Here is a 20,188-nt window from a genome sequence, read left to right as displayed (position 1 = left end):
CGTTCGCATTTTTGAGACCCTTCCCCCGATCGGCTCTCGCTCACGGACTCACCCCCAGTGCCATGACGACCTGGGCCGTTCCGATCGCCACGATCAAGAAGGTAATCACGCCGACGATCGACGTCTTCGAGCCCGAGCCGACGCCACAGACGCCGTGGCCCGAGGTACAGCCCTTGCCGATTCGGGTGCCGATCCCGACGAGCACACCGCCGATGAACAGCCGCCAGGGCTGGACGTCGGTCGACCAGAACGAGAACCCGGCGACATCGTACAGTTGCCCGGTCGTTCCCGACTCGTAGAGGCCGCTCGAGACCAGGCCGGACTGGAAGGTCAGCGCGTAGCCGAACGCGCCGGCGACGATGCCGAGCGTGAAGACGACCCGCCAGTCCCGCGAACTGACGTACCGCTGGAACCGCGACTGGTCGGAGACGTACGACAGCGTCGACTCGAGGAACGTACTCGCCCCTGCGGGAATGCCGGTGCCGAGGTAGATGACGACGGCACCGAGACCGACGAGCAGTCCACCGACGGCGTACCGGCTGATGCCGGCGGGGAACAGGGCCTCGTACAGCGCGGGTGCGAAGAGTTCAGTTACCATTCGGCTGGTGAGTCGTGTCAGTCACCCGCCAGCGACTCCTGGCTGGCGGCGCAGTTGTTCGGACCGAGTTCGAGTTCGAACGCCTCGTCGTCGGTCGCCTCTTGCTGGCCGAGATTCGTCGGGATGATCTCCTCGTAGTTTGCCGGTCGGGGCGGCATGTCCGAGAGGATCAGTTCGGCGAACTCGCCTTCGTCCATCGTCAGGGCGTCCATCTCCGCCTCGAGCTGGCCGATCGGTGCCGTGTAGGTGCCGTCCGCAGCGGGTTCGGCTGCGTCGCTGTAGTGAGCGCCGCCGATCAGCGTGTCGTCGGGCAGAGTGAGCACGCGCTCCTGGAGCGACTCGTAGAGCTGTGTGGCGGCCTCGGGCGCGCCGTCGTCGCCTTCCTCTAAGTCGGGTCGGGCGACGCTCTCGACGAACAAGCCGTCGCCGGAGGCGAGCAGCGAGTCGCCGATCAGGTACGACGTCATCCCGGAGGTGTGGCCGGGCGTGGCGATCGTCTCGATGGTGGCGTCGCCAACCTGGAACTCGTCGCCGTCCTCGACCAACGTCGTCTCGTCGGCGTAGGTGACGCCGCGATCAACCGACGCCTCGGGGATGACGCCCTCGACGCCCGCCGCGGCGAGTGTACGAACCCCCGAGATGTGATCCGCGTGGACGTGCGTGTCGATCGCGTACTGCAGGTCGACGCCGAGTTTCTCGGCGTCCTCGAGGTAGTGGTCCGTGAACGCACGGAGCGGATCGATCACGGCTGCGTCGCCGTCGTCGTAGACGAAGTAGCCGAGACAGCCCGAGGAGGGACGCTGGTACTGCAAGAGCGTGCCGGGGCCGTCGTAGCGCTCGACTTCGACGGCCTCGTAAATGCGTGCCCACCCGTTCATCCCGTCCTCGAGGTGATCGACGTCGTAGTCACGCTCTTTCAGCGCACCCGCGACGTACTCGCTTGCACCACCCTTCGCACAGAGGGCCGTTATGTCGCGGTCGTTCGGAACGCGCTCGAGGACATCGTCGTCGATCTCGTCCTCGAGGAACTCGAAGTAGGGAACGTTGATCGACTCGACGTTTGCTCCGTCGATCCGCCACTCGTCGTAGTCGGATTCCATACGAGTGTCGAGGATCGTGACTTCGTCACCGGAATCGATCTGGGATTTCAGTTCGTCCGGCGTCACCGATTCGACGTCGACGTCCGGTGTTGGAAAGTCCATATCGTCCATGTTGTACAGTTTCGTGTACCGGTCGACCACACTTAAGAGTTTGCATAGTATTCCCTAAAAAGCACAATATTATATCTGGTCCTGCAACCTGGTTCGGTACAGATACACGCGTAACACTTTTTAACCCTGCTAAGACACGAGCGACGATTCCCTTCGGATAACGGTTTTTCAGTATGGGGACAATAACCGACACGTTTTTATAGATGTAGTCAATATTGTGTGATAGCTCCAATATAGAGCACACAGATAACCTATGAGTTCGGAATACGACACCACGGAGACGCTCGACGTAAAAGGACAGTCCTGCCCGATGCCCGTCGTCAAAACCAAGCAAGCGATCGACGACCTCGAGACAGGCGACGTGCTAGAGGTCGTCGCGACCGACTCGGGTAGCATGAGCGACATCCAGGGCTGGGCAACAGGGACGAACGGAGTCGAACTTCTCGAGCAAGTCGAGGGGGACGACGTCTACACGCACTACGTCGAAAAAACAGCGTAACATGAGCACGGACACGCAAACGTCATCGACCGACGAGTTCGACGCCGCGGAGCTACAGGAACTTCGCGATCGAGTCGACGAACTCGAGGAGTCGGTCGCTGAGACAGACGACGACGGCGGCAAGAAGATGACGATCATCGCTACCAAGGGGACCCTGGATATGGCGTATCCACCCTTGATTCTCGCGAGTACGGCCGCTGCTTTCGACTGGGATGTCGTCGTCTTCCATACGTTCTGGGGGCTGGACATCCTCCACGAGGAAAACTCCAAGAGCCTCAAACTGAGCGCCGTCGGTAACCCGAACATGCCGATGCCGAACGCGCTCGCGGCACTGCCCGGAATGGACGCAATGGCGACGAAGCTGATGGAGAAGAAGATCGACGACAACGATACGGCCACCATCGAGGAGTTGATCGACCTTTCGGTCGACCAGGGCGTCGAACTCCAGGCCTGTCAGATGACGATCGACCTGATGGACTACGACGAGGACGACTTCTACGACGGCGTCGTTACCGGCGTCGGCGCGGCGACCGCACTCCAACACATGGCCGAATCGGACGTCCAGCTACTGGTCTAGTCGCGACCGAACTGTGTCCTGGGTCGCACTCGCTCCGGTCGAATCGGCAGCCAGATGGAATTGTGTATATTGCGAAATACTTTACTCGGTGGCCGCCGTACGTCCCGTATGGACGACCCCTTCGTCATCGTCGGTGGCGACGCAGCCGGAATGAGCGCCGCAAGCAAGGCGAAACGCGAAGACCCCGATCTCGAGGTGATCGTCTTCGAGAGAGGCGAGTGGGTCTCGTATGCGGCCTGTGGGATGCCGTATCACGTGAAAGGGACCGTCGAGGAACTCGAAGACCTCGTGGCGGTGACGCCCGAGGAGTTCCGCGAGCAACGCGACGTCGACCTCCGGACGGGTCACGAGGTCGTGGCAATCGACCGGGAGGCGAAGACCGTCACTGTCGACGCCGACGGCGACCGATTCGAACAGCCGTACGGAACACTGCTGATCGGAACCGGTGCACGCGCGATCGAACCGCCGTTCGACGGCGTCGACCTCGAGGGCGTGTTCACGCTCCGGAGCATGGACGAGGCCGACGCGATCGAAAGCTACGTCACCGAACGCGACCCCGAGACTGCCGCGATCGTCGGCGGGGGCTACGTCGGCATCGAGATGGCCGAGGCGCTCGTCGAACGTGGCGTCGACGTTTCGATCTTCGAGATGCTCCCCCGGACGCTCCAACCGTTCGGGGAGGAGACGGCCCGGACCGTCGAGGACCACCTCCGCGACCAAGGCGTCGACCTCCACCTCGAGACCGCAGTCCAGGGCTTTTCGGGCGACGATCGGGTCGAACGCGTCGACCTCGAAGACGGCTCGTCTCCGGCGGAACTCGTCGTCGTCGGCGTCGGCGTCGCACCGAGCGTCGAACTGGCCGAGGCGGCCGGGATCGAACTCGGACCGACGGGCGCTATCGCGACCGACGAGTACGGGCGGACGAACGCCGAGAACGTGTTCGCGGCGGGCGACTGCGCCGAAGCGACGAACGTCGTCACCGGCGACCCCGATCACGTCCCGCTCGCGCTGACCGCGAACCGTGCAGGACGGGCAATCGGGACGACTGTCGCGGGCGACCCGACGCCGACCGGCGGGACGGCGGGAACGGCGATCGTCAAGGCGTTCGACCTGGGTGCGGCCCGAACCGGTCTCGTCGACTCGGAGCGTGCACGAGAGGCCGGCTTCGCTCCTCTCTCGGTAACCATCGAAGCACCCACGCGCCCCCACTACTATCCCGGAGCGACCGACCTCGCGGTGACGCTGGTCGCCGACCGCGAGAGCGAACGCGTCCTCGGTGCCAGCCTCGTCGGTGAGGAAGGGACCAAGCGAATCGATACGGTGGCGACCGCACTCCACGCCGAACTAACCGTTCCGGAACTCCAGAATCTCGATCTGGCGTACGCACCGCCGTTTAGTCCAGTCTGGGACCCGATTCTTACCGCAGCGAAGGTCCTCAACGGGAAACTCGCGGACGACTGAGACGGTTCACTGTAAGTCATTTCCGGCACAACCGCGACCCGGGCGGCGGTTGCGCCGGTAAATCGGTACAGTAATCCGTATGAGACGGAATGCTGTACCGATACTCCGGTACAACCGCTTCGGGCGCGGCCACACCAGAAATGGCGGACAGCAACCCGGACGAGCGACCGCGGCCGCGAGTTGCAGCGATCGAAACCGACGCCAACATTGAATCGTCGACGCCATGTAGTAACGCCCCGATGAGCGACGAGACTCCAACCGACGAGCAGCCGTCCGAAGCGACCGATTCGGAGGTCGCAGACGCGATCGCCTCGGTCGAAGAAGACGACGAGGACGACTGCTGACCACGACCGTCCGCTAGGCCCCGCCCTCGAGTCGCCAACCGACCGCTAGACCCCGCCGGCCCGATCACGCGCCAGACGGATGCGCCAATGGATCGATGTGCTCACTCCCAGAACAGTTCGACGTGTATCCCTTCGTTCTCGAGTCTCTCCACGAACGCGCCGGCATCGATTGCGATGGGATCGAACGTGTCGGAGTGGACCGACAGTCCCAGCTCTGGATCGACGCTGTGCGTGAAGTCGGCGGCCTCGTGTCGATCCATCGTGGCCCTCGGCCGTCGTCTCATCGTCGGAGGGCTGGTCGACGACTTCTCGTTCGAGGGTCGTCGTGTTGACTGCCTCGTAGACGGCGACCGTTGCGCCGTTCGCGGAGACGGCCTCGATCGCGCTGACATCGTAGTGATCGAAGTCGTCACGAGTGACGAACACGGCGTCGCCGTCCCCCAGCGCGCCCTCGAGCACGTCGCCCCAGGGAGCGACGTAGACGACCGTTCTGCCGTCGGTTTCGATACGAACGCCCGCGTGACCCAGTCGCTCGAACGTGAGCAAGTCGTCGACGGACGTCCCTCAAAGCTGCATCGCCAGCAGTCTCCAGACCGACCGTTGCGTCCGACTCGCAGTCCCGGGTCGTCATCGTGGTCCTGCAGGGTCGCCCGGCCGATGCGAGTCGGGTGTCTCCGCGCTCGTCGCTACCCGTCCGGTGCCGGCGTGATCGCGACGACGGCTTCGCCGTCGATCACCGTTTGGCCCTCGCCGTCGGCTGGTGCAGCCGACACCTGCGTCCGAAGGCGGTATCGGTCGTCGCCCAGCGTCTCGAGGATCTCACACTCTGCGGTCACAGTGTCGCCGATCTCGACGGGTGCGAGAAACTCGAGGTCCTGGGAGAGGTAGACCGTCACGCCGGGGAAACGAGCCAGTGCAGCGCTGATCGTCCCAGCGACGAGCGTTCCGTGTGCGATGCGGCCGTCGAACTGCGTCCCGTCCGCGAATGCCTCCTCAAGGTGGAGTCGGTTCGTATCGCCCGAAGCGGTCGCGAACGCGGAAACGTCGGCGTCCGCGATCGGTTTGGTAAAGCGGACGTAGTCTCCGACGCCGAGATCGTCGTCCTCGTCGGTCGATCGTTCCATCAGCCACGTCTCGTCGCCAAAGGAGAGTTCGGTCACCGGAGGTTCCGACGCAGTCTCGGCTTTCCGCTCCGGTTCCGACCCGGTCGAGGTCGATGGTGACACTCCCATCGTCGCGAGGAGCGCGTTGTTCGCCTCGACGTAGCTGTTCAGAACGTGTTTCGAGATGCTGGACCACCGCTCGCTCATCGGCGCGACGCTCGCCGCGTCGAACCCCGTATCCGGGCTGTGACTGCTCATAGGTTCTCGAGTCCGAAAGGACAGTTAGTACCACGCCGCGGTGACGCAACGCAATCGTGTCCCCGGAGAGTTGACTTTGTCGCCAAAAATTGTTGTCACGGCGTGAGTGACTGTCTGGAACGCCCGAACGTACGCCCCTACACCGCGAGACTGCCCACGAACTTCGCGCTGACGTCGTTGAACGCTCGCGGCCGGTCCTGATTGACGAGATGACCCGACTCCGACAGGACGAGGTGTCGCCCGTCCTCGACCGTCGACGCGATCACCTGTCCCTGTCGTTTGACCGGCGGTGCTTCCTGGTCGCCGTGGACGACCAGCGTCGGCGTTCCAACGTCGGCTAGCTCCGGCGGATCGTATCGAAAGAGCGCCTCGAAGACCTTCCGAAACTCCGTGCGAGAGATTTCGCCGACGGCCTCCATCGCCGCTGCCCGGACGTCCGGATCGACCGACAGCCACTGTTCGCCCGTCGTCGCCCGAATCGAGTACAGCAGCGATCGAAAAGTCGACTGTGGGCCAGTCATCGACAGCGACGTCGAAAGCGCCGGCATCGGCGAGAAAAACGGCTCGAGTCCCCGTGGGACGTCGACTGGCGGCATCGACCGCACCGCGCCCCCGAGAATCACACCTGCCGCCCGGTCGGGGTGGCGAGACAGGTACTCCTGGAGGATCATCGATCCGAGCGAGAGCCCACAGAGAATCGGTTTCTCGTCGTTCTCGAGATGTGAAAGCAGCGTCTCGAGGTCGTCTGCGAACAGTTCGATCGAATACTCGTCGGCGTCGGTCGACCCGGTGTTCCCGTGGCCACGCACGTCGAGCGTGACGACTCGGTAGTCGTCGGCGAAGTGCTCGACCTGTGGCTTCCAGGTGCGGCCGTTCAGCCAGCCGCCGTGGACGAACACCAGTGTGGTCTCGCCGTCACCGTGGACCTCGTACCAGAGGGAACCGTCCTCGAGTGGAAGGGTCGTCATCGTCATCGTCTGCGGGGCGGCGACGTTTAGCTCTCTGGGTATCCGTCGCAACGTGGAAACACGAGCGAACGGTCACACGGACCGGTGTCAGTCGGTTCCGGCGCGACCGTGACCAGTCCTGGGATCGCGTCGGTACATCGGGACAACAGTCCGTATCAGCTCTCGCGGGTAGTTTCGCTTGGGGTGTCGTCGGAATCGGCCCACCGTTCCCAGAACGGTTCGAACTCGCTGTCGTCTTCGGTGAGTCGATCCCACTGAGCGAGACCGCGTTCCTCCCGCGTGCCAGGGATCGTGTTGTCGAGGAAAAGCGCTGCGAGGCCACCGATCGCCATCCCCGTCGAGCCGATGATGAAGACGGTATCGACGACCGCGAGCGCGGTGGCCTCGAGCCAGCCTGCGAGGGCGGTGCCGGCGATCAGTTCCATCCCGAGCAGCGGCGCGAGCGTCGCCTCGATGCCGACTGCGTCACGGAACACGAGCGTGTTCTCGAAGTTGGCCATGTATTCGGGGATCGCCAGCCCGACGAACAGGGCAAAGCCGATGACGAAGACGTTCCTCGAGGAGTCGAGATCGACGTGTCGGAGGTTTCCTATGCCGACGGCGACGATCTGGGCGAACATGGCGATAAAGAGGCCGCCGACGATCGGGTCGGGGATCGTCGCGATCACCTGGCCGAAGTAACCGACGAAGCCGGCGACCAGCATGACGAGTGCCCCGATCTGGACGACGTACCGGGAGGCGACGCCGGTCAGGCCGATCGCGCCGACGTTCTCGGAGTACGAGGTCGAGCCACCGGTGCCCATGATCCCCGAGAAGATGTTCATCAGGCCTTCCATCCCGATCCCGTGGTTGATGCGTCGCTCGCTGGGTGCTGCCGAGCCGGTCAGGTTTGCAACGGCGTAGTAGTCACCGATGCTCTCGACGATCGAAGCGAGCACGCCGGCGAACATTCCGATGATAAACGCGGTCGTAAACTCCGGAACGCCCCACTGGAACGGATAGATCGGCAAGAGGAGTGATGCGTCGGTGACCTCGCCGAGCGGGACGTAGCCGGGGTGGTCGCCCACCAGGAGATCCATCCACGACATGACGGCGGCGAGAAGCCAGGCGATCGCTATCGCCAGAATGACCGGGTACAGCCGAAACGCCTTGTGCTTGAGGTCGAGATACTGCGAGAACAGGACGATCAACACGAGCGTCAGTCCGAGCAACCACCAGCTTTGATCGGGCGACGTGATCTGGCCTGCATCGAAAAGTGACAGCCCGATCAGTGCGATCGTCGGTGCGATGACGACCGGCGACAGGAACCGCTGGAGTTTGCCGACCAGACCGAAATACCCCATCAGCACCTGGACCGCCGCGGCGACGATGATCGCACCCTGTAACTGCAAGAGGGCTGCCTGCCAGTCCGGTTGTCCCGCCACGCCACCCGTGGTCACGACGGCGACGATGGCAAGTGCCGGTGCGAGCATCGAGAACGGCGCTCCCTGGACGATCGGATACCGGTTCCCGAACGTCGTCTGTGCCAGCGTCGCGATCCCCGAAACGACGAAGAAGGTCCCGACGAACTGCGCCGTAATGTCGCCTGGCATCCCCATCGCGTCCGCCAGAATCAGCGGCACCGCGATGTTCGCACCGATCATCGTCAAGTAGTGCTGGATGCCAAGCACCGTCGACTCACCTAGCGGCGGCCGGTCGTCGATTCCGTACTCGATCCCCTCATCAGCAGTCCGCTCGATGTCGTCCGTTTGCTCCCCACTCATACTCGGTTCATACTCTCCTGTCGGAGAAGGAGCTAGGTCATTCAAATGGATATTGGTATCCGATCGGCGGCCGCGACGCTACGCGGCCGACTGTCGACGCGTTCTCGATGGAGCCGAAAATCCCGCTACTGATCTTCTGTATACTCCTGCAGGACCGATCCGACGGTGTTCGATACCTGCTCGAGGGCGACATCGTGAGTCTTTCTGAGGTCTCCGTCCCGGGCCGCCTCGAGGTGACGAAGCGCCTCGCGGAGGTGGTGTGCTGTGTCGTCGGTCATCTGCGGGACCCGCAGTAGACGATTCGAGCGGTTAAGTTCGTCGGTGATCGACACCGCTCGAGGCTGCCACCGACGGCTTCAAGTTCACTTGTACGAATACAAATACGAATGCAAGGGTTCGTTCTCGCCGGTGTCAGTTCCGGCGTCGGCAAGACCGTCGCGACGCTCGCGGTTATCCAGGCCCTCGAGGACGCCGGTTACGACATCCAACCCGCGAAGGCGGGGCCGGACTTCATCGATCCGAGCCACCACGGAGCGATCGCTGACCGGCCGTCGCGGACGCTCGACCTGTGGCTCGAGGGCGAGACCGGCGTTCGACGCAACTACGCCCGTGGCGAGGGCGACGTCTGTGTCGTCGAGGGCGTCATGGGGCTGTACGACGGCGACGGCTCGAGTACGGCGATGGTCGCGGAGACGCTCGACCTCCCCGTCGTGCTGGTGATCGACGCCAGCGCGGGGATGGAGAGCGTCGGCGCAACCGCGCTCGGATTCCGCGAGTACGCCGGTGCGATCGATCGCGATATCGATGTCGCGGGCGTCGTCGCCCAGCAGGCCCACGGCGGCCGCCACGAGGAAGGTATTCGGGAAGCACTGCCCGACGGCCTCGAGTACTTCGGACGAATCCCGCCGAACCCCGCCCTCGAGATTCCGGACCGCCATCTCGGCCTCGAGATGGGCGAGGAGGCGGCGTTGCCACGGGAGGCGTTGCGGGAAGCCGCCGAGACGCTCGAGGCCGAGCGGCTCGGCGATGTCGCGTCTGCACCCCCGGAACCTGCGGCCACGGAACTCCCAGAGCCCGTCGACGCCACCGTCGCCGTCGCCAGCGACGCCGCCTTTTGTTTCCGGTATCCTGCGACCGTCGAGCGGTTCCGCGAGCGAGGTGAGGTCGTGACGTTCTCGCCGGTCGTGGGCGATCCCGTCCCCGACTGCGACGGCGTCTACCTCCCCGGTGGCTATCCCGAACTACACGCGGACGCCCTCGAGTCGTCGGATACGCTCGCCGAACTCGGCGATCGGGCGAGCGACGGGCTCCCGATCTTCGGCGAGTGTGGCGGTCTGATGGCGATGAGTCGGTCGCTGACGACCGCCAAGGGCGACCGCCACGAGATGGCCGGTATCCTGCCGGCGGACGTGACGATGCACGACCGGTATCAGGCGCTCGATCACGTCGAACTCGAGACAGCACGATCGACGCTGACTGCCGACGCCGGCGAGACGGTTCGAGGCCACGAGTTTCACTACTCGAGTATCGACGTCGACGGCGACGCCCGCTTCGCTTTCGAGACGGTTCGTGGCGACGGCATCGACGGCGACCACGACGGATTGCTCGGGTACGAGTCACTGGCCACTTACGCGCACGTTCATCCCGAAAGCGGGGCGTTCGACCGGTTTCTCGAGGCAGTCGTCGGCTGACTCTCATCCAGTTTCGTCCGGATAGCTGTTTCTGGCCGTGTTCGTGCGCCAGGATCGCACACGCAAGCCAAACCACCACAACGCTGTCTCGCGTCCGTCTTGCCGAATAATGACAGCGGGATCAGACGGTGAGGGGATTGACGAGCGTGTGAGTCCCGGCGAGGTCGACGCCAGCGCGAGTCGCCCCGGCCGACGTGATCGATCGACGACTCGAGTCCTGACCGACGGCGGTCGAGCAGCGGCCGAGCGGGCGGACGAAACCGAGAGTGACGACGGTGCGAGCGAGAACGAAACACGGGAAGAACTCAGAAGTGACGAGGAAACGGAGGCAGACGAAGAGACGGAAGGCAAAGCGGAAACGGAGGCGAAAGAAGGTGAGAGAGGGGGCGGAGACGAAAGCGAGGGAGACGGTGAGAGAGAGGACGGAGACGAAAGCGAGGAAGACGGTGAGAGAGGGGGCGGAGACGAAAGCGAGGAAGACGGTGAGAGAGGGGGCGGAGACGAAAGCGAGGGAGACGGTGAGAGAGAGGGCGGAGACGAAAGCGAGGGAGACGGTGAGAGAGAGGACGGAGACGAAAGCGAGGAAGACGGTGAGAGAGAGGACGGAGACGAAAGCGAGGAAGACGGTGAGAGAGAGGACGGAGACGAAAGCGAGGAAGACGGTGAGTACCACGTCGAGGACGCCGACGACGTCTACGAAAGCGACGAGACCGCTGGTGTCCTCCACCTCGATCTCGATGGGCTGTTTCTCGATCTGCTCGGTCTGGAGGTCAACCTCGACGCGGTAACGCTCGACGTGTCGGCTCGGCCGGGCGAGAACAACTTGCTCGGGAATCTCCTGTCAGCCGTGTCGGGGTTGCTGGACGGCCCCCGTGCTGTCCTGGACACGGTGACGTCACTCCTGGGCAAGCCAAAAGAGTGGGTCATCGGACTGATCGATCGGCTCAAAGACGGCGCTATGACGGTTCTTACCGCGCCAAAGCGGGTGGTCGGTCGCCTGTTCGGTCGTGGTGGGTCACCAGCAAAGAGAGGCAAAGCGGAGACAGAGGACATGGACGAAAAAGCGGCTGGGGCCGACGGTGGCTTGTTCTCCAGGGCTGGAGGCTGGCTTCGAGGGAGCCTCTCGTCCGCGACCGAGTGGGTGAAAGACCGGCTGGCCGGGTTCGTTCCGAACCTGCCCATCGAGGCGATCGTGGCGACGGTCGTTCGCGAGACACTCCAGGCGTTGATCGACCAACTCGAGTCGGGGATCGAAGAATCGGAGACCGACGAAGAGCCGGCAGAAACGGAGGCCGAACTATGAGTGAGACAGCAACAACAGCGTCAGAAGCGGATGGCGAATCGCAGACGGGGACAGACTCGGAGTCGCTCGTCGAGCGGGTCGACTTCCAGAAGGTGACCGAGAACATCGATGTCGACGAACTTGTCGAGGGCACCCGCTGGGAGGACGAGATCAGCGAAGAGCAGTCGCTCGGCGAGGCGCTTGGCGGACTAATTGGCGCGGTCGTCGGACGGAAATTCGGCGAGCGGATCGGGCGAACGATCGGCGAGATCGCACTCGAGGAGTTGGTGGGGAGCGACGAGACAGACGAAACGGCGGAAGACGAGACGGCAGACGAAGACGGGGAGACAGCCGAGGAGGAGAGTGACGGGGAAACTGCGGAGGAAGACGCAATCGCGGACGAGAGCGAAGATGAGGGAGAAGACGAGTCGGAAAAAGAGAACGCCGAAGACGGCGGCGAAACTGATGAAGACGACGAAGAAGAAGCGAGCGAGCGACAGGTAGACGAGTCCGAAGACGAGGGCGAGAGCGATGAGTGAGGGGCCGGGACTGAAACAGGCCGTCGCCGACGAGGTCAGCGACCAGGTCGGCGTCTCCGGACTGGTCGGCGATGGCAGCATCGAGGACGAACTCGACGGCGGCGAGATCGGTGCGGCCGTCGGTCGCCAGTTCGGCGAACGCGCCGGGCGTGAACTCGGCACGTCGATCGGACGCGAACTCCACGAGACTTTCTCGCAGGCACTCGAGACCGACGACGAGATCGACCTTCGATCCGAGGTCGGGGCAGCGGTCCGGTCGGGCGTCAGCGCGATCTTCGAGGACGGCAGCGTCAGCGATTCCCTCCAGTCGCTGGTCGAGGTGGTTACGGAGGAGACGGATCTCGAGGAGGTCCTCGAGGGCGACGAGAAAGCGAGCGAGCGAGCAGTCGACGCGGAAGGCGAAGACGAGATCGAAGACGGTGAGGGAGAAGCCGATGCGGAAGGCGAAGAGCAAGCCGACGAGTCGAGAGTGGAAGACGAAGCCGACAGTCCCGCACCCGGGGACCTCGAGGACCTCCGGCGTGACACGCTCGAGGACTTTCTCGGGGTCATGTCCTATCAGGATCTCCAGTCCGTTGCGAAAGATGTCGGCGTGAAGGCGAACCTTAGCCGGGAGGAGATGACCGAACGGATCATCGAGACGGTGACGGAGAGCGAGGGGGACGAGAGCGACGAGGAAGAGCAGACTGCAGACGCCGGATAGGTGCCGGCTCGCGGTGTTTGTCGAACCGACTCCAGAAACGAGGAGGAAAACAGTGACAGTAACAGACGACGTTCGAGATCGGGTGACCGAGATACTGAACGCGGCCGACGCGGCGAGCGAGGCGGTCGTCGCCGGGCCGACCGAGACGAACGGAGAGGCCGGTGACCTCGTAGAGACAGCAACGCGAGCGAGTGACCTCCTCGAGTCCACGGAGCCAGAGGTACTCCTCGAGGCTGTCGGACTCGAGATGCTCCCGGACGGTTCCGAACCCGATTCGATTCCGGAGGCCATCGTCGAGGGCGAGCCAGCGGCGGTCGAGCATCTCGAGCGACTCTTGCGGCTCGGCAACCTCGCTGACCAGGCGGACAAAGCGGAGATCGACGACGTGATTGGGGTCTTACGAGCGGCTGGCGAATCGAAATCTGGCAGGGGTTCGGAGCCGTCGGCCGGCGAAGAGGCGACCGGAAGAGAGCAGCCTGACGGAGACGGCAGCCTCGAGGATCGACTCCGTTCGACGATGCGCGAGACCGTCACGGAGTTTGGCGACGAGGTAACGCAGATCCAGCAGCGACTCGAAGAGGTAACAGCTGGTGACGGCGAAGCCAGTAGGGACGAAGCGGGGTCGGCCGACGAGGGGGACGAAGCCGAAACTGCCGACGAGGAACCGAGTGACGAAACCGGAGACGAGCAGGGGGATGGTCTCTTCGACCGCCTGGGTTCCGACGGCCGTCGGTCGTCCCGTGGCGTCGTTCGTCACTCGACGACGGCTCCGTCGCCGTCCGACCGGACGGATATGAAAGCACTGGCGCGGTTTTCGACGATGCCGGACAGGGACGATTGATACGGTTTCCTGTCGTCACTTCTCACCGATCGCCGACCCCATTCTGGCGATCGGCAGTAATCGCAGACGGACCCCGGTCGGACCGCGTCGGTCTGGCAATCTGTACGACGAGCCTCGAAGAGTCGCCAGGGGGGACACTTCTTTTTCACCCCCGGCCGAAATACGCCCATGTACGACTCGATTCTCGTCGCGACCGACGGGAGCGAGACCGGGAGTGTCGCAGTCGAGCACGCGATCGAGCTTGCGGACCAGTTCGGTGCCACGCTGTACGGGATCACGGTTCTCGAGAGTCGAACCGAGTACGACAACGCGATCGTCGATCCAGCGGAGACCAAACGCCGACGGATCGATCGTGCAGAGTCGGTGCTTGCCGACCTCGAGTCGACCGCGGTCGACGTCGGCCTCTCGGTCGAAACGACAGTCGAGTCGGGAGTGCCACACGAGAAGATCCTCGAGGCTGCTGGCGAGTACGGCGTGGACGCGATCGTCGTCGGCGCTCGCGGCCGGTCGTCGTTCAAGCGGGCGTTGTTGGGGGGGACGGTCGACGGCGTCGTCAGGCTCACCGATCGGCCAGTAGTGGTCGTCGCGGAAGACGAGCATGAGCCGGAGTCGACCGGCGACTGATACGGTTTGCTGTAACTAGTTACCGCTGATCGCCGACCTCGTTCTGGCGATCGGCGGGAGTTGACTACAGGAAGGTGTGTGAGATTGGGCGCTGTCCCGACGCCCCGGTGTCGCCGATTCGGGTCGCGGGTGTGCTGGCACTGACGGAAAGAGGTCGTCTGAGACGGATTGCTGTACCGATGTCCCGGCGCGACCGCGGGCGGGCTCGCGGACGCGCCGGCACTGACTGACGGCAAACCGTATGAGAGGAGTCTGTGGCGGCCGACCGGTCAACTACACGCCGGTTCGCGGTTACAGAGTTTCGAGGCGAAAGCCCACCCGCTGTTCACAGGTGGGTAAAGCCGACATCACCGTTGTCTTCTACGGGTTGAGCAAAGCGAGTGCCTCGGGGCTTGACTCCGAGGCGATTCACCAGGCTGTCCGACGAACGCGTCGCCGGAGCCGAAAGTTTACTTTGACGGTCGTCGCAATGAAGGATATGTCACTGCTCGTTCCGTTCGACGGTTCACAGCTCGCGACGAAGGCACTCGAGAAGGCGTCGACGTTCGGCGACCTCCTCGACGAATCGGTCGTCGTCCTGACTGTTATCCCCGACGATCCGGAGTACGCCCGGGAGCGGGGCTGGATCACGCAGGGTGAGCCGTTCGATTCGGACGCGATCGCTACGGGGATGGAAACGCGCGCTCGCGAGGTCGCACCGGAGGCGACGTTTCGCGTCGAAGAGGTCCAGTCCGACGAGCCGACGGCGACCGCGACGACGAACGTCGTTCGTGAGATTCGCCGGGTTGCTGCCGAGATTGGCACGAGCGTGGTGTTTATCGGTTCGGAGAACGCGGGATCGGTGATCTCGCCACAGTCGAGCGTCGGGAGTCCCGTCGCGAACGACCAGCGGTACGACGTGTACGTCGTCCGTCATCTCGAGTCCGGCGAGCACGAGTCCGTTTCGGACCTCGATTCGACTGTCGACTGATGGCGTTCGTTCGGTCGCGCTGGTGAATCGCCGTCCAGCGTCGTGATCCGGAGGAACGTTTATTCGGCTGACGGTCTTCGGTTCGAGATACATGGCCAATCGGAACGGGTGGGGACGTAGTCGGTCTGTCCCCACTGGGTCACCACGAACTCCACCCGAGACGTTCGTCGAGCAGGCAAACCTGGCCGACAGCGACGTCTACCAGACGTTCGACGACGACTGGCCGGACTGCTGGCATCGCGCCGCCGATCTGCTCTCCTGGGACCGACCGTACGAGACCGTCCTCGAGGACGCCGATCCGCCGTTCTATCGCTGGTTCACCGGTGGACGGTTGAACGCTGCCTACAACTGTGTCGATCGTCACCTCGAGGAGGGGCGAAAGACTCACGCGGCGATCCGTTGGGAGGGGAAACACGGCGAGTGCGAGACCTATACCTACCGGGATCTCTACGTCGCGGTCAACGAGTTCGCGGCCGCGTTACGGCAGTTAGGCGTCGAGGAGGACGATGTCGTCACGATCTACTTGCCGATGATTCCGGAGTTGCCGATCGCGATGCTGGCGTGTGCTCGGATCGGTGCGCCACACAGCGTCGTCTTTGCCGGGCTCTCCGCGGACGCGCTCGCGACGCGGATGGACGCCGCCGACAGCGAGTATTTGCTCACCTGCGACGGCTACTATCGGCGTGGTGACGCGTTCAACCAGAAGAGCAAGGCCGGCAACGCACGGCTCGAACTCGAGCACGACGTCGAGACCGTCGTCGTCGATCGGCTCGGCGAGGAGTTGCCTCACGTGCTTGGCGACAGGGAGTGGGATTACCACGAGCTCCGAGAGGAGTTTTCGGGTGCGACGGTCGAGCCGGTCTCCCGGGACGCCGAAGACATGCTGTTTCTGATGTACACCTCCGGAACGACGGGCGAGCCGAAAGGCGTCGTCCACACGACTGGCGGCTACTTGGCACACGTCGCCTGGACTTCCCGCGCTGTTCTGGATGTCAAGGCCGAGGACACCTACTGGTGTTCTGCGGACATCGGCTGGATCACGGGCCACTCCTACATCGTCTACGGTCCGCTGGCGCTGGGGACGACGACCGTGATGTACGAGGGAACGCCCGACTACCCCGACCGCGATCGGCTCTGGGAGATCGTCGACCGGAACGCCGTCGACGTCTTTTACACCGCGCCGACGGCGATCCGGGCGTTCATGAAGTGGGGCGAGGAGTACCCCGAACGACACGACCTCTCCTCGCTTCGCTTGCTCGGCACGGTCGGCGAGCCGATCAGTCCCCGTCCGTGGAGCTGGTACCGGGAGCACGTCGGCGACGGCGAGTGTCCGGTCGTCGACACCTGGTGGCAGACCGAGACGGGCGCGATACTGATCTCGACGTTACCCGGTGTCGACGAGATGAAACCGGGAGCGGCTGGGCCGGGACTGCCCGGTATCGACGTCCAGGTAGTCGACGAACACGGCGAGGAAGTCGACCCGGGCCAGACCGGCTACCTGACGGTCGGTCGGCCCTGGCCGGGGATGGCGCGGACGCTGTACGGCGGCGACGACCAGTTCCGGAGCGAGTACTGGGAGCGGTTCTCCGAGCCTGACGACGGTGAGTGGCGCTACTTCAGCGGCGACGCAGCCGCGATCGACGACGAGGACTATGTCACCGTGCTCGGCCGCGTCGACGACGTGATCAACGTTTCAGGAAGCCGACTGAGCACGATGGCGATCGAGAGCGCGATCACCGACGTGGAGGGTGTCGCCGAGGCGGCCGTCGTCGGTCGCTCGAGCGGCACTACCGCGACGGAGATTTACGCCTACGTGAGTACCGAAGGTGGGTTCGATCCGGAGAGCGGCGACGTTCGCGAAGCGATCGTCGACAACGCCGAGTCGACGATCGGCCCGATCGCGGCCCCCGATACCGTCGTCTTCACCCCAGAGCTACCGAAGACTCGGTCGGGAAAGATCATGCGTCGACTGCTCGAGGCAATCGCAAACGGTGACGATCTGGGAGATACGAGTGCGCTTCGCAACCCCGAAATCGTCGGCGAGATTCAGGCGACGATCGGCGACGGGTAGCGACTTCGCACACTCAAATAGCGCGAAACTGTCTGTGGGTGTGTGGTCTCGGCACAGGGCCGCGATCCACTCCTTTCTGCTACAACAGCCGGTACAATTATATTCGCTTCTCCAGAAACCGCGAAGCATGAGTCTCGAGGAGGGAGCGATGGATGCCCTCTCCCGTCGGCAGTACGAGTCGTTGCTCGACGCTGCCGAGACGTATCGGGAGGTACTGGTCGTCCGTCTCTGTGGCGAGGTCGGACTCCGACCGGCCGAACTGGCCCGGTTGCGGATCGATGACGTCGACCAGGCTCGCATCGATCCGCCGCGATACCTCGTTCGCGTGCCGGCGACCGACGACCGCGAGGACGAGCGAACTGCTTACCTACCGACACACGTCGAGCGAGAGCTACGCCGATACGCACGGAGCAACGGGCTCTCGCCCGCGGACCGAATCTTTTCCGTGACGCCACGGCGGCTCCAGATGCTCGTCTCCGACGTAGCCGATCGCGCGAGCGATCGGTTCGACGACTCCGCGCTCGCCGACGTCTCGACCGGAGATCTCCGACACTACTTCGCGTCCCGGTCACTCGCCGAACACGGCGTCAATCCACGGGTCGTCAAGGCCGTCGGCGGCTGGCGGAGTTTCGAGGCCCTCGAGCGATACCTGCCCGAGCCGGCCGAGGCGGAGATCGTAGACAGCTTCGAGGCCGTCGAAGGACCCTCCGGCCCACGAAGCGGGGAGTCGCGGTCCGGTCGGGGTGCAGTCGGCGACGACAGCGTCGTTCGGCTGTTGCTCGCAGCGAGCGACCAGTACGCGCTCGTTCGCCTCGACGAGGATGGGTACGTCGACCGGTGGAACCGCAGCGGTGCCACGTTGTTTGGCTATCGTGCCGGCGAGATCGTCGGCACGCACGTCTCGGCGTTTTACACCGACGAGGCCGTCGAGGCGGGAGCGCCGGAGCGAACGCTCTCGAGTGCTCTCGAGGAGTCCGGACACGAGACCGAGGGTTGGCGCGTTCGGGAGGACGGCTCCCGGTTTCGCGCGACGGAGGTCGTCACCCCTCTACGAGACGACCGTGGCCGCCACTGCGGGTTCGCACTGTTCGTCCGCGACGTCTCTACGTACTACGACGAACTCGAGGCCGTCAGGGAGCGACGCGAGGAACTCGGCCGCCGGTACGCGCTGGCGACCCGTCACCGTGACCTGACTCGGGCGCTGCTGGAGGCAAACGACCACGAGGAAGTCGAGACCGAGACCTGTGCGACCCTGGTCGACGGTGGCGTCTACGAGTTCGCCTGGATCGATCGAACGACGATGGTGGATCGCCGCAGGGAGTGGCGGGCTGCAAGTGGGATCGATCCCGTCGCTATCGACGACATCGTGCCCGAAGAGTGGGAGCCAGAGCTGACGGACGGGATCGACGTCGTCGGTACCAGCACGGAGGTCGACGGCGACAGTTTCGACGGTGCCATCGCCCACGTCCCGCTCCAGTATGGCGAGACGACCTACGGCACCCTCTCGGTCGCGACCGACCGCGAGGTGGCCTTCGACGCCGACGAGCGCACCTGGCTCGCGACGATCGGCCGACAGGTCGGCTACGCGATCACGGCCGTTCGTCGGCGCAACCTCTTGCTCTCGGATCAGGTCGTCGAGTTCGAACTCGAGTGTTGGGACGACCGGGCGTTCTTCGTCGACGTCTCGGATCGCCTCGAGTGTCGGTTCGAACTCGACTCGGTCGTGCCGGTTTCGGAGTCGACGCAACTGTACTACTTCCGACTCGAAGGAGCGCCGCCGGCCGACGTCTTCGATCTCGCCGCAGACGAGCAGCGAGTCACCGACTATCGACTCATCGAGACCTACGAAGACGGCTGGCGCGTCGAGTTTGTCGTCGACGGTGCGTCGCCGATGTTGACGCTGTCGGAGTACGGCGTCACCATCCGTACGGCGACAGTCGAGGACGGGCGGGGAACGATCACGGCCGAATGTGCGGCAGACGCCGATCTCCGGACGATCGTCAGTGGGTTCAGGGCCACGTTCCCCGACTCGGAACTGATTGGAAAACGCGAGAGCGATCGGACGGTCCAGACTGCCCGCGAATTCAGGGAGGGACTCGAGGATCGCCTGACTGACCGGCAGGTGTCGTCGTTGCGTGCGGCGTACTTCGGCGGCTACTACGACTGGCCGCGCGAGAGTACCGCCGAGGAGATCGCAGACGCGATGGGGGTGTCCTCCCCGACGCTACACAACCACCTTCGCAAGGGCCAACACGAACTGCTCCGGACGTTCTTCGACGACCCTGCCGACGACGAGGGCCACACTCCAGCGGGAGCCGGCGACGGTCACACCGGCTGAGACGGGTTCTTGTCTGTCGTTGCCGGTGCAACCGTTCCGAAGCGGCCACACCGGGAGACCGGTACAGCAATCCGGACGAACTGCGCTACGTATCGGTGCTCGAGGTGAGAAACGGTGGTCGGTCGTCGTTACTAAGCTTCTAGATGCCGCCGTGGACGGCTCGTGATTGCCCCCTCTCACCGCGCTACCTGACATCGCGCCATCACGTGCCAGACCGCGAATTCGGCTCCGAAGCCATAGTATTCTTCGATTTGTTACTGGAAAAATCCACTCGGCTAGCTCGGTGTCCGATCGATTTTGTACAACTAGAGTCCGGCTTTACGATGGTAGTAGCATATTAGTTGGGT

General features: G+C 63.9%; 18 protein-coding genes and 1 pseudogene. 12 read left to right on the top strand and 7 right to left on the bottom strand.

Annotated features, from left to right (window positions below):
- Positions 1 to 40: 40 nt before the first annotated feature.
- Positions 41 to 598, bottom strand: coding sequence for a YeeE/YedE family protein (locus NATGR_RS02645; RefSeq protein WP_005576251.1), 558 nt, complete (start codon positions 596 to 598; stop codon positions 41 to 43).
- Between the two features lie 17 nt (positions 599 to 615).
- Positions 616 to 1,809: an MBL fold metallo-hydrolase gene (locus tag NATGR_RS02640; protein ID WP_005576252.1), complete on the bottom strand. Its 1,194-nt coding sequence runs from the start codon at positions 1,807 to 1,809 to the stop codon at positions 616 to 618.
- 253 nt (positions 1,810 to 2,062) lie between these two features.
- Here NATGR_RS02640 and NATGR_RS02635 point away from each other — a divergent pair, with 253 nt between their 5' ends.
- From NATGR_RS02635 to NATGR_RS02625, 3 genes are all read left to right on the top strand, one after another.
- The gene (locus tag NATGR_RS02635; RefSeq protein ID WP_005576254.1) at positions 2,063 to 2,308 is read left to right on the top strand and encodes a sulfurtransferase TusA family protein; all 246 of its coding nucleotides are present in this window, start codon (positions 2,063 to 2,065) and stop codon (positions 2,306 to 2,308) included.
- Position 2,309: 1 nt separating this feature from the next.
- The gene (locus tag NATGR_RS02630; RefSeq protein WP_005576255.1) at positions 2,310 to 2,885 is read left to right on the top strand and encodes a DsrE/DsrF/DrsH-like family protein; all 576 of its coding nucleotides are present in this window, start codon (positions 2,310 to 2,312) and stop codon (positions 2,883 to 2,885) included.
- Positions 2,886 to 2,993: 108 nt separating this feature from the next.
- Complete coding sequence (locus NATGR_RS02625; RefSeq protein WP_005576257.1) at positions 2,994 to 4,346, top strand: FAD-dependent oxidoreductase; 1,353 nt, start codon at positions 2,994 to 2,996, stop codon at positions 4,344 to 4,346.
- 445 nt (positions 4,347 to 4,791) lie between these two features.
- On the opposite strand, the pseudogene NATGR_RS20590 reads toward NATGR_RS02625, so the two are convergent.
- From NATGR_RS20590 to NATGR_RS19815, 5 genes and pseudogenes are all read right to left on the bottom strand, one after another.
- Positions 4,792 to 5,236: pseudogene (locus NATGR_RS20590) on the bottom strand (MBL fold metallo-hydrolase).
- Positions 5,237 to 5,376: 140 nt separating this feature from the next.
- Entirely contained in the window at positions 5,377 to 6,051 is a 675-nt protein-coding gene (locus NATGR_RS02610; RefSeq protein ID WP_015233256.1) for a MaoC family dehydratase, read from the bottom strand.
- Between the two features lie 137 nt (positions 6,052 to 6,188).
- A complete protein-coding gene (locus NATGR_RS02605) occupies positions 6,189 to 7,019 on the bottom strand; it encodes an alpha/beta fold hydrolase (protein ID WP_015233255.1) in 831 nt (276 codons plus the stop codon).
- A 155-nt stretch (positions 7,020 to 7,174) separates the two neighbouring features.
- Positions 7,175 to 8,782: a uracil-xanthine permease family protein gene (locus NATGR_RS02600; RefSeq protein ID WP_005576277.1), complete on the bottom strand. Its 1,608-nt coding sequence runs from the start codon at positions 8,780 to 8,782 to the stop codon at positions 7,175 to 7,177.
- Between the two features lie 125 nt (positions 8,783 to 8,907).
- Positions 8,908 to 9,060 carry a hypothetical protein gene (locus NATGR_RS19815; protein ID WP_169330814.1) on the bottom strand — a complete coding sequence of 51 codons (153 nt, stop codon included), beginning with the start codon at positions 9,058 to 9,060 and terminating at the stop codon, positions 8,908 to 8,910.
- Between the two features lie 108 nt (positions 9,061 to 9,168).
- Here NATGR_RS19815 and NATGR_RS02590 point away from each other — a divergent pair, with 108 nt between their 5' ends.
- The 9 genes from NATGR_RS02590 to NATGR_RS02550 all read left to right on the top strand — a co-directional run bounded on the left by NATGR_RS02590 (position 9,169) and on the right by NATGR_RS02550 (position 19,841).
- Positions 9,169 to 10,473, top strand: a complete 1,305-nt coding sequence (locus NATGR_RS02590; RefSeq protein ID WP_005576280.1) for a cobyrinic acid a,c-diamide synthase — start codon at positions 9,169 to 9,171, stop codon at positions 10,471 to 10,473.
- 109 nt (positions 10,474 to 10,582) lie between these two features.
- Positions 10,583 to 11,776 (top strand): hypothetical protein, encoded by a 1,194-nt coding sequence (locus NATGR_RS02585; RefSeq protein ID WP_005576283.1) that lies wholly within the window; start codon positions 10,583 to 10,585, stop codon positions 11,774 to 11,776.
- Positions 11,773 to 12,294: a hypothetical protein gene (locus NATGR_RS02580; protein ID WP_005576285.1), complete on the top strand. Its 522-nt coding sequence runs from the start codon at positions 11,773 to 11,775 to the stop codon at positions 12,292 to 12,294. The genes NATGR_RS02585 and NATGR_RS02580 overlap by 4 nt, the downstream gene beginning before the upstream one ends.
- Positions 12,287 to 12,997 carry a hypothetical protein gene (locus NATGR_RS02575; RefSeq protein WP_005576287.1) on the top strand — a complete coding sequence of 237 codons (711 nt, stop codon included), beginning with the start codon at positions 12,287 to 12,289 and terminating at the stop codon, positions 12,995 to 12,997. The genes NATGR_RS02580 and NATGR_RS02575 overlap by 8 nt, the downstream gene beginning before the upstream one ends.
- A 52-nt stretch (positions 12,998 to 13,049) precedes the next feature.
- Entirely contained in the window at positions 13,050 to 13,838 is a 789-nt protein-coding gene (locus NATGR_RS02570) for a hypothetical protein (RefSeq protein WP_005576289.1), read from the top strand.
- 168 nt (positions 13,839 to 14,006) lie between these two features.
- Positions 14,007 to 14,462: a universal stress protein gene (locus NATGR_RS02565; RefSeq protein ID WP_005576291.1), complete on the top strand. Its 456-nt coding sequence runs from the start codon at positions 14,007 to 14,009 to the stop codon at positions 14,460 to 14,462.
- Between the two features lie 478 nt (positions 14,463 to 14,940).
- Positions 14,941 to 15,432 carry a universal stress protein gene (locus NATGR_RS02560; RefSeq protein WP_015233252.1) on the top strand — a complete coding sequence of 164 codons (492 nt, stop codon included), beginning with the start codon at positions 14,941 to 14,943 and terminating at the stop codon, positions 15,430 to 15,432.
- Positions 15,433 to 15,523: 91 nt separating this feature from the next.
- Positions 15,524 to 17,503: an acetate--CoA ligase gene (acs, locus tag NATGR_RS02555; RefSeq protein ID WP_005576295.1), complete on the top strand. Its 1,980-nt coding sequence runs from the start codon at positions 15,524 to 15,526 to the stop codon at positions 17,501 to 17,503.
- A 127-nt stretch (positions 17,504 to 17,630) separates the two neighbouring features.
- Positions 17,631 to 19,841 carry a bacterio-opsin activator domain-containing protein gene (locus NATGR_RS02550; protein ID WP_005576296.1) on the top strand — a complete coding sequence of 737 codons (2,211 nt, stop codon included), beginning with the start codon at positions 17,631 to 17,633 and terminating at the stop codon, positions 19,839 to 19,841.
- Positions 19,842 to 20,188 lie beyond the last annotated feature (347 nt).

Source organism: Natronobacterium gregoryi SP2, assembly GCF_000230715.2.
GTDB lineage: Archaea > Halobacteriota > Halobacteria > Halobacteriales > Natrialbaceae > Natronobacterium > Natronobacterium gregoryi.
This window is presented reverse-complemented; position numbering and strand designations above follow the sequence as displayed.